11 protein-coding genes and 2 pseudogenes are annotated in these 12,743 nt (G+C 67.9%); 4 read left to right on the plus strand and 9 right to left on the minus strand.

What is annotated here, in order from left to right; all coding sequences use genetic code 11:
• Positions 1 to 96: 96 nt before the first annotated feature.
• The 4 genes from CV1CTNOD_RS18040 to sfnG form a co-directional block, all read right to left on the minus strand.
• Positions 97 to 1,266: an LLM class flavin-dependent oxidoreductase gene (locus tag CV1CTNOD_RS18040; RefSeq protein WP_131787196.1), complete on the minus strand. Its 1,170-nt coding sequence runs from the start codon at positions 1,264 to 1,266 to the stop codon at positions 97 to 99.
• Positions 1,267 to 1,348: 82 nt separating this feature from the next.
• Positions 1,349 to 2,584 carry an SfnB family sulfur acquisition oxidoreductase gene (locus CV1CTNOD_RS18045; RefSeq protein WP_131787197.1) on the minus strand — a complete coding sequence of 412 codons (1,236 nt, stop codon included), beginning with the start codon at positions 2,582 to 2,584 and terminating at the stop codon, positions 1,349 to 1,351.
• Between the two features lie 169 nt (positions 2,585 to 2,753).
• Positions 2,754 to 4,001 carry an acyl-CoA dehydrogenase family protein gene (locus CV1CTNOD_RS18050; protein ID WP_131787198.1) on the minus strand — a complete coding sequence of 416 codons (1,248 nt, stop codon included), beginning with the start codon at positions 3,999 to 4,001 and terminating at the stop codon, positions 2,754 to 2,756.
• Positions 4,002 to 4,194: 193 nt separating this feature from the next.
• Positions 4,195 to 5,328: a dimethylsulfone monooxygenase SfnG gene (gene sfnG / locus CV1CTNOD_RS18055; protein ID WP_131787199.1), complete on the minus strand. Its 1,134-nt coding sequence runs from the start codon at positions 5,326 to 5,328 to the stop codon at positions 4,195 to 4,197.
• A gap of 411 nt (positions 5,329 to 5,739) precedes the next feature.
• Here sfnG and CV1CTNOD_RS18065 point away from each other — a divergent pair, with 411 nt between their 5' ends.
• Positions 5,740 to 6,684 (plus strand): LysR substrate-binding domain-containing protein, encoded by a 945-nt coding sequence (locus CV1CTNOD_RS18065; protein WP_207386528.1) that lies wholly within the window; start codon positions 5,740 to 5,742, stop codon positions 6,682 to 6,684.
• A 340-nt stretch (positions 6,685 to 7,024) separates the two neighbouring features.
• On the opposite strand, the gene CV1CTNOD_RS18070 is transcribed toward CV1CTNOD_RS18065, so the two are convergent.
• Positions 7,025 to 7,405, minus strand: coding sequence for a type II toxin-antitoxin system death-on-curing family toxin (locus tag CV1CTNOD_RS18070; protein ID WP_131787201.1), 381 nt, complete (start codon positions 7,403 to 7,405; stop codon positions 7,025 to 7,027).
• Entirely contained in the window at positions 7,402 to 7,599 is a 198-nt protein-coding gene (locus tag CV1CTNOD_RS18075) for a ribbon-helix-helix protein, CopG family (RefSeq protein WP_131787202.1), read from the minus strand. The genes CV1CTNOD_RS18070 and CV1CTNOD_RS18075 overlap by 4 nt, the downstream gene beginning before the upstream one ends.
• Positions 7,600 to 7,836: 237 nt before the next feature.
• Here CV1CTNOD_RS18075 and CV1CTNOD_RS18080 point away from each other — a divergent pair, with 237 nt between their 5' ends.
• The 3 genes and pseudogenes from CV1CTNOD_RS18080 to CV1CTNOD_RS27940 form a co-directional block, all read left to right on the plus strand.
• Positions 7,837 to 8,460 (plus strand): LLM class F420-dependent oxidoreductase, encoded by a 624-nt coding sequence (locus tag CV1CTNOD_RS18080; RefSeq protein WP_242606797.1) that lies wholly within the window; start codon positions 7,837 to 7,839, stop codon positions 8,458 to 8,460.
• 75 nt (positions 8,461 to 8,535) lie between these two features.
• A complete protein-coding gene (locus CV1CTNOD_RS26930) occupies positions 8,536 to 8,679 on the plus strand; it encodes a hypothetical protein (protein WP_242606798.1) in 144 nt (47 codons plus the stop codon).
• Positions 8,680 to 8,770: 91 nt separating this feature from the next.
• Positions 8,771 to 9,189 (plus strand): annotated as a pseudogene (locus CV1CTNOD_RS27940) (alcohol dehydrogenase catalytic domain-containing protein); the annotation flags it as partial.
• 42 nt (positions 9,190 to 9,231) lie between these two features.
• Here CV1CTNOD_RS27940 and CV1CTNOD_RS18090 read toward each other — a convergent pair.
• The 3 genes and pseudogenes from CV1CTNOD_RS18090 to CV1CTNOD_RS18100 form a co-directional block, all read right to left on the minus strand.
• Complete coding sequence (locus CV1CTNOD_RS18090) at positions 9,232 to 10,527, minus strand: MFS transporter (RefSeq protein WP_242606799.1); 1,296 nt, start codon at positions 10,525 to 10,527, stop codon at positions 9,232 to 9,234.
• Between the two features lie 67 nt (positions 10,528 to 10,594).
• Positions 10,595 to 11,299, minus strand: a pseudogene (locus tag CV1CTNOD_RS18095) (septum formation family protein); the annotation flags it as partial.
• Positions 11,300 to 11,741: 442 nt separating this feature from the next.
• A complete protein-coding gene (locus CV1CTNOD_RS18100; RefSeq protein ID WP_131787204.1) occupies positions 11,742 to 12,470 on the minus strand; it encodes a class I SAM-dependent methyltransferase in 729 nt (242 codons plus the stop codon).
• Positions 12,471 to 12,743: the final 273 nt, after the last annotated feature.

Consider the following 12,743-nt stretch of genomic DNA (forward strand, 5'->3'; position numbering starts at 1 on the left):
GACGTCTACACGGAGGCCAGCGTGATCGACCACAAGCTCGGCGTAGCGCCGTACTTCGTCCGCTCCTTCACCTCCTGACAAACCACCCCACCGGCCTCAGCGTGCCGCTGCCGGCAGGAAGGGGCGGTTACCCGCATCGGAGACGCCGCGGTCGGCGGTGAGACCCAGGCGGGCGAGCTGCGGCAGGACGCCCTCGCCGAACCAGTACAGCTCCTCCAGATGCGGGTAGCCGGAGAACACGAACTCGTCGATGCCGAGCGCGGCGTACTCGGCGATCCGGTCGGCGACCTCGGTGTGGCTGCCCACCAGGGCGGTGCCGGCCCCGCCGCGGACAAGACCGACGCCGGCCCACAGGTTCGGGGCGATCTCGAGCGCCCGGGGGTTGCGCCAGCTCCCGTCGGCGCGGCCGCGTTCGTGCAGGGCCCGCATCCGGGCCTGCCCGGTGGACTCGCTGCGGGCCAGTCCGGCCTGCGCGGCGGCCACGACGTCCTCGCCGAGCGTGTCGAGGAGCCGGCCGGCCTGTTGCCAGGCGTCGTCAGCACTGTCGCGGGTGATGACGTGCAGCCGGATCCCGAACCGGAGGCTGCGTCCGCGCTCGGCGGCGAGGCCACGGATCCAGTCGATCTTGTCTGCTACCGTGTCCAGCGACTCGCCCCAGGTCAGATAGACGTCGGCGTGCGTGGCCGCGACCGGGCCGGCCGCGGCCGACGACCCGCCGAAGTACAGCGGCGGGACGGGGTCGGGCAGCGTCGGCAGGTGCGCGGATTCGACGTGGAGATGGGTGCCGCGGTGGGTGACCGCCTCCCCCGCCCACAGCCGGCGCACGATCGAGAGGAACTCGTCGCAGCGGACGTAGCGGGCGGCCTTGTCAAGGTGGTCGCCGTAGGCGCGCTGTTCGTCCGCCTCTCCCCCGGTGACCACGTTGAGCAGCAGCCTGCCGGGGGCGTGGGTGCTGAACGTCGCGGCCATCTGTGCGGCGAGGGTCGGGCTGATCAGGCCGGGACGGAACGCGATGAGAAAGGCAAGCTGTTCCGATTCGCGGGCCAGCATCGCGGTTGTCAGCCAGGCATCCTCACACCATGCCCCGGTCGGGGTCAGAACGCCGGTGAAGCCGAACTCCTCGGCGGCGCGCGCGATCGAGGAGAGGTAGCCGATCGAGGCACGGCGATCACCCGACGCGGTGCCGGCGGGCAGACCATGACCCCCGCCGACGATGAACCGCGAGTCACCGTAGGTGGGCAGGAACCAGTGCAGCCGCAGGGCCATTCGGGAAACGCCTCCAGGATCGCCGGGTGCCGTGCCGTCCGAGCTGTCAGAACCGTTCGTGCCGTCAGAGCTGTCCGTGCCGTCAGAGCTGTCCGTGCCGTGGTGGGGGCGTGCCGGACAGCAACCAGCGTCCGATGTGCTGGATCTTCCACCGGACGGGATCGTGCAGGGTGTGGGTGCGCCCGTCACGCCAGTGGCGCGAAAGGTTCAGCGAACCGGCGGCCGACCGCGTGCCGCCGAGCTCGAACAACTCCCCCGCCGCCTGTACCGCCGCCCGGGCGGCGGCGACCTTGGCGACGGCCGTCGCCACCGACGCCCGCGCCGTGCTCGCCTCGGTCAGGTCGTGTTCGGCCGCGTCGATGCTTGCCGCGGCCTCCCGCAGCAGAGCCTCGGCCGCCCGGACCACGATCTCCAGCTCGCCGGCCTGCTGGACGAGCAACGGATCGTCGGCGGCCCGGTCCGCGCCGCTTTCGAACCACGGCCGGGCCCTGGCCACCTGGCCGACGGCGGCGTCCAGCGCGCCGCGGGCGATGCCGGCGTCCAGCGCGGCGTGCAGGACCTGGGCGCGGGCGCCGTAGGTGGTGGGGCCATCGAAGATCGACAAAAAGCCGACCACCTGGTCGGCGGTGACCGGGACGTCGTCCAACCGGACGGTGCCGCTGGCGGTGGTGCGCTGGCCCATGCCGTCCCAGTCGTCCTCGACGCTCACTCCGGGTGAGTCCCGACGGATGTAGGCCAGCGCCTTGGGGACGGCTCCGCCGGCGCGCGGCGGCTCGTCGGGCAGCACGGCGCGGACGACCAGCCAGTGCGCGAACAGCGCACCGGTGCAGTAGTACTTCTCGCCACGCAGGACGTAGCCGCCCCCGGGCCGGCGCCGCAGTGTGGTGGCGTCATCCGCGATGGTCCGCCCGCCGCGCTCGGACTGTGCGTTGGCGAAGCGCCGACCGGCCAGCGCCTGCCCGAAGTAGAAGGCCTGCTGGTCGTCGCTGCCCTGCCTGCGCAGGGCGTCGAGGAAGACAAAGTGGCTGTGCGGGATCTGGGCCAGGCTCGCGTCGGCGACCGCGAGGATGCGGAACACCCCCGTCAGCGTCGCCGCCGAGACGTCGGCGCCGCCGAACCTCGCCGGGACGGTGATCCCGAGCAGCCCCGACGCGGACAGCTCGTCGACCTCGGCCTCGGGCAGCCGCCGGTCCCGGTCACGGGCGTCGGCGCGCACCGCGAAGCCGGCCGCGACTTTCCGCGCGATCTCCAGCGCCTCGGCGTCCGAGCGCACGACAGCGTACGGGCCGGCCCCGGCGTCGGATGGTCGATCGGTCACCACAGCGCTCCAGACGGTCGGCTTCCAGACGGTGGACGCCGGGGCACCCGGCGTCCACCACCTTTGGTCATGGGGGCTTCGGCCTCTCCGGCGACGCAAAAAACATGATCGCGCCGCCGGAGACCCTCTCGTCAGCGGTACGGCAGGCTCAGCGGCACAGCAAGCCTGGTCAGCGGTACAGCGAGAACTCGGGGGCGCGGCGGTTGAGCGTCCAGTCTCCGACCTCGCGTGCCTTGTAGGCCACCGGATCGTGGACGGTGTGGGTACGCAGGTTGCGCCAGTGCCGGTCGAATCCGTAGACGCTGGTGGTCGCCCGGGCGCCCTGGATCTCGAACAACCGGCTCGCCACCGCCAGCGACACCTTGGTGGTGAGGTACTTCGCCTCGTATATGGCGATCGCGGCCTCGGCCCGCTGCTCCGCGGTCAGCGACGGACCGATGTCAAGCGCCGCCTGCAGCGACTGCCCAGCACGGTCGGCCAGCAGCGCGGCGGCCCTGATCTCGCTCTGCAGTTCGCCGACGGCCTGCAGGATGTAGGCGTCGTCGGTCGCCTGCTCGACACCGGAAGTCTCCCACGGCGCGGCATACAGGCGCGTCCAGTCCAGCGCCTCCTCGAACGCGCCCTCCGCGGTTCCGATGTAGAAGTTGACGAAGGCGAGCTGCCAGTGCGGGGTCACCAGCGTCTGGTACGGCGACGGCGTGCGGCCGGTGAGCGGGTCGTCGCCGAGGATCTCCGAGCGCTCGACGCGGACGTTGTCGAAGACGACCCCGCCGGAGTCGGTGAGCCGCTGGCCGATGTTGTCCCAGTCCTCCAGCGCGCGGAATCCCTCGCGTCCGGCGGGCAGCGAGACGAACACGAGCGCACCGTCGTAGGTGGCGGTGACCGACAGCTGGCCGCCGAGGCTGGCACCGGAGGCGAACGAGCGGCGACCGTTGAGCCGGAACCCGTCACCGTCACGGGTGAGGACGATGTCGGAGCCACCGCGCGGGTTCTGCACACCGCCCCAGAACAGCTTGCCCTCGGCGTTGCGGCGGGACTGCTCGGCTGCCTGCTCCGGCGTGCCGAACAGGGGCGCGATCCGGGTCTGCGCGTAGTGGTAGCCGATCAGATGGGCGATGGAGGTGTCGCCGCGGGCGATGCGGCGGGTGATCGCGGCCGCCTGTGCGTAGTTGAGGCCGGAACCACCGTAAGCGACGGGCTCCTGGACCTGCAGCAGGTCGTGCCCGCGCAGCAACTCGACCTCCGCGCGGGGTGTCTTGTTGGCGTGGTCGCGCTCGGCGGCGGTCGCGCGCAGCTCGGCAGTGACCAGGTCTGCGCGCTCCAGCGCCGCCGTGAACTGCGCGGCGTTGTCGTCGGTGTCAGGCGTGGTGGCCGTGGCAGTGGGGCTGTCCAGCCGGTTGTCGGCGTCAAGGGACACGTTGAGCTCCTTGTCACGTAAGACGTGGGACGTGAGGGGTGTGGTGCGGATCGGGACGCCGGCCCGAGCCGGGATATCGGCTTGAGCCGGGATATCGGCCCGGGTCGGGCCGGGCTGCGGAAGAAGGTCACCAACACAGCGCACTGCACGTCCGGACGAAGTCGATGTATCGCCGCCTGACCAGGCGCATCCTTTAGGAGGCTTCCCGGACCAGCTCGCCGCGGTCGGCGGCGTCGGCTTCGAGTTCGCGCACGAGCGGCAGCACCCGCCGTCCGAAGTACTCCACGTCTTCGAGGTAGTGCAGGAATCCGAGCAGCAGCAGGTCCACACCGCGCTTGCTGTAGGCGACGATGCGTTCGGCGATCCGCTCCGGCGTGCCGATGAGACCGGTACGGAAACCGTCGTTGTACTGGACCAGGTCGGCAAACTCCGAGTCCTGCCACATGCCCTTGCGGTCGGCGGTCGACTGACCGGCCTGCTTGACCGCCGATCCGAAACCCTCGACCGCCTGCCGGTCGGCCTTGGCGATGATCTCCCGCAGTACCTCGCGGGCCTCGGCGTCGGTGTCGCGGGCGATCAGGAAACCGTTCAGCCCGAAACGCACCCGCCGTCTGTGCAGTGCCGCCTCGGCGTTGACGTCGGCGATCTGCTCGCTGACGCCGTCGAGATCCTTGCCGTTGCTGAAGTACCAGTCCGACACCCGGCCCGCCATCGCCCGGGCGCTCGTCGAGTTACCACCCTGAAAGATCTCCGGATGCGGGCGTCCGGGCCCTTCGATGGGCTTGGGCCGCAGGTCGAAGTCGTGCAGCCGGTAGAAATCGCCGTTGAACTCGGCGTGGTCACTGGTCCAGATCTCGCGCAGCACACGGATGAACTCCTCGCTGCGCCGGTACCGCTCGTCGTGTTCCAGCCAGGGCTCGCCCAGTTTGGTGAACTCGTCCTTGAACCAGCCGCTGACGACGTTGACCGCCGCGCGACCGCCGGAGAGCTGGTCGGCCGTGGCGATGAACTTGGCCAGCACGCCCGGATGCCACAACCCCGGATGGATCGCCGCGATCACCTTCAGCCGCTGGGTGGCCAGCAGCAATGCCAGGCTGAATCCCGTCGACTCGTGCTGGTAGGCCGCACCGTAGGAGGCGATATAGCGGACCTGGCTCAGGGCGTAGTCGAACCCGTTGTTCTCCGCCAGCACGGCCAGCTTCCGGTTGTACTCATACCCCCAGTCGGTGCGCTGCTCGATCTTACTCACCACCAGGCCACCGCTGACGTTCGGCACCCAGTAGGCGAACTTCACGGGTTCGCGACCCGCTTCAACGGCATCGGACATGCAATTCTCCCTGCGATGTGAACGGCTGTGCGATCCCAGCCGGCGGCGATATCACGGCGCCGCGTACGAGACGATTTCTTTCGACGGCTGCTTTCGACGGTTACTTTCAAAAGAAGACGCCCGAACCGCGTCGAATCATCGAATGATCGGCCGGGCGACCGGTCGGCGTGCGTGGTCGCTCTAACCGGTGACGCAGCACCCACATCGCTCGGGACGGCGACAGAACCACCGATTCGGGACGGCGGCTGCGCGGCTGCGCACGTCGACGGACAACCGGCTGCGCCTGGCAATCCCTATAATGTCCATCGACATGATGCCGAGTGTGCCTTCATGGGTGACGCCGGTCAACCAGGCGTCGACGAGGGTGCGATAGGGCAACCCTGTCACGGCGTCAACGGCGGGAAGGGCCCGGTGCGGATCGAACAGTTGGAGTGCCTCGCCGCGGTCACGCGCCTGGGGTCGATGCGGGCCGCCAGCGAGGCGCTGCACATGTCGCAGCCGGCACTGAGCGAGACCATCCGCAACCTCGAGCGGGAACTCGGGCTGACGCTCCTCGACCGCCGCCGCACCGGCGCCACGATCAGCGCGACCGGCGGTGAACTGCTGCCATACATCATCGATGTCCTGGAGTCGGTCGACCGGCTCCGCGCCGCCGCCGGCGACCAGCAGCGCTCCAGCCGTATGATCCGGATCGGCACCGTCAACGCCGCCACCGTGCCACTGGTTACCCCCGCCATGCGTGACTTCCACGCCGCCCACCCCACGACGCAGGTGGAGATCGTCAACACCCAGCAGGCCGACATCCATCGCCTGCTGCTCGACGGTGGCCTCGACCTCGGTCTGGTCAACCTGATGGACGGCGACGACGTCTCCCCCGATCTGGAGACCGTCGAGCTGTTCCGCGGCCGGGCCGTGCTGTGCTGCCGCAGCGACAGCACGCTCGCCCAGCTGCCGACCGTCAGTCCCCAGCAGCTCCTGACCGAGCCGTTCATCGCCATGCGCTCCGGCTATGTCATGCACCGATACGTCCACCGGTTGTTCCGTGACAAACCACCGGCATTCTCCTATTCCACCGACGGCGCGGAAATGGGAAAGCTCATGGTCGCCCAGGGCCTCGGGGTGACCGTCCTGCCCGACTACAGCGTCGCGGGCGACCCCCTCGAACGCAGCGGCATCATCACCTACCGCCCGCTGGAAACCGACGACGCAACGGTCATCCTGGTCATCCAGCGGCGCCGCACCCGCCACCTTCCCACCGCCGTACGCCAGCTACAGACCATCCTCCTCAAACACGCCGTGGACTACCGTTCGACTCATCAGATCCCCTGTTTCCACAACAACAGCGGTAAACCGTGATCATGGTAGCGCGAGCTCGGACATGGCCAAAAAGTGAGAAAAAGTGGACGAAACAAGCCGTATCGTGCGGGCACGGTGGTGGTCCGGCCACTGCCGCGGAGGGCATGACCTGCGGCGTGTCTGCCGGCCTGCCCCTGCTCGAAGCCTGCGACGCGGACGGCTGCCTGACCCTGATGGCCGCCGTCCGCTGTGATGTCGGCGGCTGCGACACAGCCAGGCCTCGTCCGCGAACGCGCCAACACATCCGATTTATCACTGAGCTGATCCATGATCCCTGGTCCCTGGGACAGACCCCATGCCATGCGGAGGGTGTGTTGTGGAGTCATTGCCGGGGTGTTGTTCAGGAGCGGGATGTGTTTGCCGTCCGCAGGATGGCCGTGATGTTGTTGACGGTGTCGAGCGCGCCCGAAGCAACACTCATGACCAGGTCGTAGGCGGCGTCGTTGGTGAGTATGAGCCGGCGTCCGTTGAGGCCGTAGAAGGCGATGACGGCGACGAGCGCGAGGCGCTTGTTGCCGTCGACGAGCGCGTGGTTGCGTGCCAGCGAGTGCAGCAGCGCGGCGGCCTTGTCGTCGATCGTGGGGCAGGCGTCGTTACCGAACACGCTTGCCTGCGGACGTGCGGTAGCCGATGCCAACAGGCCGTGGTCACGGACGAGTGGCGCGGTCCCCAACGTTCGTTCGGCCACGCGCAGCAGATCCGCGAGCGTCAGGTAGATCATTCGCCGAGGCGCCGCAGGGCCTCGGCGTAACGCGGGAGATCCTCGTCGAGAACCCGGTCGAGCAGGTCGGTACGGCTGTGGGTCTCGATGTATTCCCGAATCGCCTGTCGGACGACGTCCTGCATGGACCGCTGCTCCAGCTCGGAGCGGCGCCGCAGCGCGTCCGTCTCGTCGTCGGTAAGCCGCAGTGTCATCGCCATATCAGCATGGTATCAGTCGTGATACCACTCCGATGCAGCTCCCGGCGGATCCCGGAGGTGGACGTCCATAGCCGAAGGTTACGACGGCGGGTCTTGGACGGATGGCGTGTGCCGCCGCACGATCGGTCGTGTGGACGCGGCCATCGGCGGTTGTTCCGTGCTGCCGTCGTCCCGGTCGAAGAGTCGTCCCGATCAAGGAGATCAAGGAGATCAAGAAGGAGGTGGGTACTCGTGGAGCTCGGTGTCATGGGGCTGAACGCCAAGGCGACGTTGGGTCCGGCCGAGATGGTCCGGCTGGCCCGGCGGGCGGAAGAGCTGGGATACCAGTCGTGGTGGGCCGGCGAGCACGTCGTGCTGCCCAGCCCGCGGACACCGGCCGCGCCTATGGAACCGACGGATCCGATTCTCGACCCGTTGGTGCATCTGGCCTACGTTGCGGCCGTCACCGAACGACTGGAGCTCGGGACCGGAATCGTCATCCTGCCGCAACGCAACCCGCTGGTACTCGCCAAGCAGGTCGCGAGCCTTGACGTACTCAGCGGTGGCCGGCTGCTCCTGGGGGTCGGAGCCGGATATCTCGAACCGGAGATGACCGCGGTCGGCGTGCCGATGTCGGAGCGCGGCGGTCGCACCGACGAGTATCTGGACGCGATGAGAGCGTTGTGGACCCAGCCCGTACCGTCCTATCAGGGACGGTACGTGGCGTTCGACAGCATCGACGCGCACCCGCGTCCGGTGCGCGCCGACGGTCCGCGGATCGTGATCGGCGGGCACAGTCCGGCCGCATTCCGGCGGGCGGTCGCCCGGGGCCACGGCTGGTTCGGCAACGGGGACGGCCCGGACGATCTTGCCTGACACCTTGCCGGGCTGGAGAAGGCTGCCGCCGAGGTCGAACGCCCGGCCCGGCTGGGCCGACTGGAGATCAACTTCATGCAGCTCTCCCCGGTGGACGCCGGCACCGCCCGGTGCTACGCCGACCTCGGCGTCGACCGGCTCGTGGTCTACCCCCTGCCGCTGGAGAATCCCGCGGACGTCACCGCATTCCTCGAACGTCACGCCGACCTGCCGCGCTGACGCCGTCCACCCTTCCCGCCGGAAGCAACATTTCCCACCAGGAGAAAATCTTTCCGGAAACAGCATTCCCACCAGGATCGTCAGGAGCGACATGCGAGCTTTGGTCTACGATCCCGACGCGCCCGCGGGCCTTCGTCTCGGTACGGTCACGGAGCCGGTCCCGGGCGACGTCCAGGCCCTGATCGAAGTCCACCCGGTCTCGCTCAACTTCGGCGAACTCGCCTTCAAAGGCGAACAGGCGCAGCCGGGCTGCGTCCTCGGCTGGGACGCGGCGGGTGTCGTCATCGAGGCCGCGGCCGACGGCTCCGGACCGCCGCCGGGCACACGCGTCGTGACCTTCGGCCGCTGTCGGGCGCTTCGCGGTGCAGCCCGCCGCCCGTGCCGGCGCCCATGTCATCGCGTCCGTGGGCAGCCGGGCCCGCGGCGAGGGACTCCGCGAGATCGGGGGCAGACGAGATCGTCGTCGGCCTGGAGAACGTCACCGCACCCGTCTTCGGTGTGCTCGAGAACGAGTTCGTCGTGGCATCGTGGCATCGTGGCGCGGCCGGGCCATCAGGTGTGGCTGACGCCAGGATCACGTACACCTGATCCAGCTACCTCCTGCCCCAACCCCGCGGCCGGCAGCGGCGCGGGCCGGCCCGGCAGGAACCAGCCCGCCACCAGCACCGCGAGCGAGCCGGCGAACACCCACCAGAAAGCCGACTGGAACGCGGCCTCGGGGGACGCCCCGTTCGACACCCGGCTCTGCAGGATGAGCGCCACGACCGCGATACCGAGCGACGCACCCAACTGGTTGAGCACGTACAGCGCGGACGTGCCCTGCGGTACCGACTCCGCGGGCAGCGTCCGGTACAGCGCCCCCATGGTCGGAGCACCCACGAAACCGAGCCCCAGCCCCGTCCCGAACACGGACACCGCAAGACCTGCCTCGCTGGTGTGCAGCCCGGCCTGCATGAACACCAGCGCACTCAACGCGATCACGAACGCGCCGGCCGGCACCAGCGCCCGGGTACCGACCCGGTCGCTGAGCCGTCCCGCGATCGGCATCGCGATGAAGGAACCCACACCCAGCGGCGAGAGCAACAGCCCGGCCGCAAGCACCCCGTGCTCACGAACCTGCTGGTAGTACAACGGCACCAGGAACAACATCGAGAACAGCATCACCCCGGTGACCGCCATCACCGTGACACTCGCGCTGAAAGCACGGCTGGTGAACAGCCGCAGATCGATCAGTGCCGCGCCGCGGGCCCGCAGCCCATACACGATGTAGCCGACAAGCAGCCCCCCACCGATCAGCAGCGTCACCAGCACCCGGGTGGCGCCGAACCCGGCATCCTCCCCGGCCTGTGACAACGCATAGATGAGGATGGCGAACGCCGGGCACAGCAGGGCCACCCCGACGACGTCGAGCCGGCTGGCCCCATCACCCGCCCCACCCGGGCCGGGCCCGCCGCGCGCGCCAGCAGTGTGAGCATGATCGGATCCAGCATGCCGCCCCCGAAGCCCTGGATCACCCGGAAGACGATCAGGCTCTCGATCGAGGGGGCCAGCCCGCTCGCGAGCGAGCGAGCCGACGAGGAAGACCGACAGCCCCGTGAGCCATATTCGCCGACTGCCGAACCGGTCCGTGGCCCAGGCGCTGAGCGGGATGGCGACGGTCACCGCGAGCAGGTAGCCGGTGGCGACCCATCCGATCGTGCTCAACGAGGTGTTGAAGTGCTCCCCGAGCGTGTCGACCCCGACGTTGACGATCGTGCCGTCAAGCAGCCCCATCAGGCCACCCAGCAGAAGCACACCGATCAGCCGCAGCAGCGCGGGATCCAGGAGGTCGTCCTGTGTACTGGCCACGAAGATCTCCAGTCGGTACAATAAAGTTTACTATTAAGTACAAATTACTGTACATCAAATGAGATCATCAACAACGCGGGAACGTTCTGCTGCACAGCGCGACAAGTGACCGCTTCCTGGCCGGCCGTGGGTCGGCGGGGGAAACAGTCAGCGATGAGGATGTGCCGGGAACCGGGCTGACCTGCATGGTCTCGGTCTGCTGGAACTGTCGCCCCAGGAAGCGCGTGGCCACCGCTTTGCAGCGAGAGTCGGCCAGCTCCTCGAAGGCCGCATCGGACGGGGGCTGGCCGTCCGCGGTGTCGGGCAGGGTGGCTGTTCCGGTGACCTCTGCCTGGTGCGGCGCGCTGCACGGAATCTCGCCCCTGGTCTCGGTCGCCGTCAGTTCCAGACACGTTCCGGCAGGACAGGTCTGTGCCTGGTCCGCGCCCTCGACTGTGCCGGTGAAGGGAATGAGCCAGTTCGGGACAGCGGCCTTGCCAGCGGCGATCAGCCCGCACACGAGATCCCGGTCGCCCGATTCCCAACCGAATCGGAGGGGATAGATGATCCCACTCGCGAAACGCCCGTACAGGTCGAGCGGATGGCCGAGGAAGCTGTGCGCGATCGGATTGCAGTAACGTTTGTTAATTGCATCCCACTGTGTTTCGGTCGGATAGGCGCTATCAGGAGGATAGTCGGCGGCGATGTTCACCTCCTTGACCGCCTCGAACAGGTGCGGCGACGCGCAGGGTACCTCGTCCGCGGTCGCTTTGTGATCTTCCTGCTTCCAGGTGTAGCAGTGGCCTCGGTGAGCTCGAGCGTGCCAGGACTCGGGCTCGCGGCTGGGGACTGCCCCTTCATGGCGGTGGCGTCGGTCGGCGCGGCACCGCTCCCCAGACGGATGGCGGCATAACCGGCCACGAGCAGGATGACGACACCGACCGCGGTCGCGACCAGCCCACGGCGCCGGAACGGATTCGTCCGGCGGAACCCGAGCGGCTTACGCGGTAACTCAGCGCCGACACGCATTCGCAGACTTCATTTCGGAATGCACATCGCCGTCTTGTGTGTCACACTGTTTCGACGTTCGCGAATCTGCTTTCGATGGTGATTACTGATTTCGGGCTCGACCATGAGGCGGGCTGGCCAAACCGGCCCGCGGTGACGAGGTCCACCGACCACGCACTCGCGTCCGGTTCCCCTGACAGTGGGTAAATGATCGAGAAGTTATCGTTTCAGATCGTGCGCTGTGCGATGAATACGAACTCGCGACCTGGGCGATCAGGGGCTTCTCGCACATCCAGCACTCGATAGCCATGGGCGACCAGGCTCGTTTCCACTTCGCCCCTGCTGCGGAACCGGAGGGTCGAGTCCGAGGTGACGACCGCACCGTCCGCCAGGAACCTGTAGACATAGCGAAAAGAAACGAACGGAAGACTCACGTCAGTAACCTTAAAACGCCGCTCCACCGCTCCGACCTCTGGAATATCGACGGCGAGCTGAACAACGCCAGCGGCCCATTCATCCCAAGCCCGACGTTCAGGACGCCTTGTCTCGAACACGAGGTAACCATCTGGGCGAAGCGCGGCTCGGATGCCCTGGAGAGTCCGAATCCACTCGTCATCAGCGAGAAAGATCTGCGCCACATTCCCCGTCATCACTGCAAGATCAAAATTGGTCATCGATACTGTCGTGGCATCGCCGTGCACCCAGGTGATCTTTCCGGTTCGATCCTTCGACTTCGCGACCTCAAGCGATGCTTCGGCCGGGTCGACACCTACGACCGTGCGGCCGCTCTCGGCCATCAAGATTGCCAGGCATCCTGTCCCGCAACCGATGTCGAGGACACGGTCTGCACCCAGCTCGTCGGCGATGTCGAGGTAGGACGTCAAATCGTCGCGGTCTCCATCAAGAGCGTCGTAGACGGGCGCAAGGCGGGGGTGAGAGAAGATCGCATCGGGCACCCGGCGACCGTATCCGTGGTCGAGCATTCCGGCGACCGATTATCGGCCGCCGCTGTCTCAGCACAGCTCCAGACAGTCTGGACCTCCGGCGCCATCGAATCCGCAAGGTAAGCCCGAACAAATCCCTGTCCGCTGTTCGCACCTACCTTGCGAGCCGCAGGTGAGTGGCCTGCCTCTTCGCAAAGTTCGAGCGGAACAGACAGATGTCGCGGCATCGTCCGCCAGTCACGTCGCCGGCCTAGATTGTTCATGGGGTTGGTGGGGTTCCCCGAG

The organism is Protofrankia symbiont of Coriaria ruscifolia, assembly GCF_900634745.1.
Lineage (GTDB): Bacteria > Actinomycetota > Actinomycetes > Frankiales > Frankiaceae > Protofrankia > Protofrankia californiensis.

What these genes read in the sequence shown, in the direction of transcription:
- CV1CTNOD_RS18040 (WP_131787196.1), bottom strand. Translation starts at nt 1,266, where the DNA reads ATGGCCCTGCGGCTGCACTGGTTCCTGCCCACCTACGGTGACTCGCGG.
- sfnG (WP_131787199.1), bottom strand. Translation starts at nt 5,328, where the DNA reads ATGTCCGATGCCGTTGAAGCGGGTCGCGAACCCGTGAAGTTCGCCTAC.
- CV1CTNOD_RS18070 (WP_131787201.1), bottom strand. Translation starts at nt 7,405, where the DNA reads ATGATCTACCTGACGCTCGCGGATCTGCTGCGCGTGGCCGAACGAACG.
- CV1CTNOD_RS18075 (WP_131787202.1), bottom strand. Translation starts at nt 7,599, where the DNA reads ATGACACTGCGGCTTACCGACGACGAGACGGACGCGCTGCGGCGCCGC.
- CV1CTNOD_RS26930 (WP_242606798.1), top strand. Translation starts at nt 8,536, where the DNA reads ATGCAGCTCTCCCCGGTGGACGCCGGCACCGCCCGGTGCTACGCCGAC.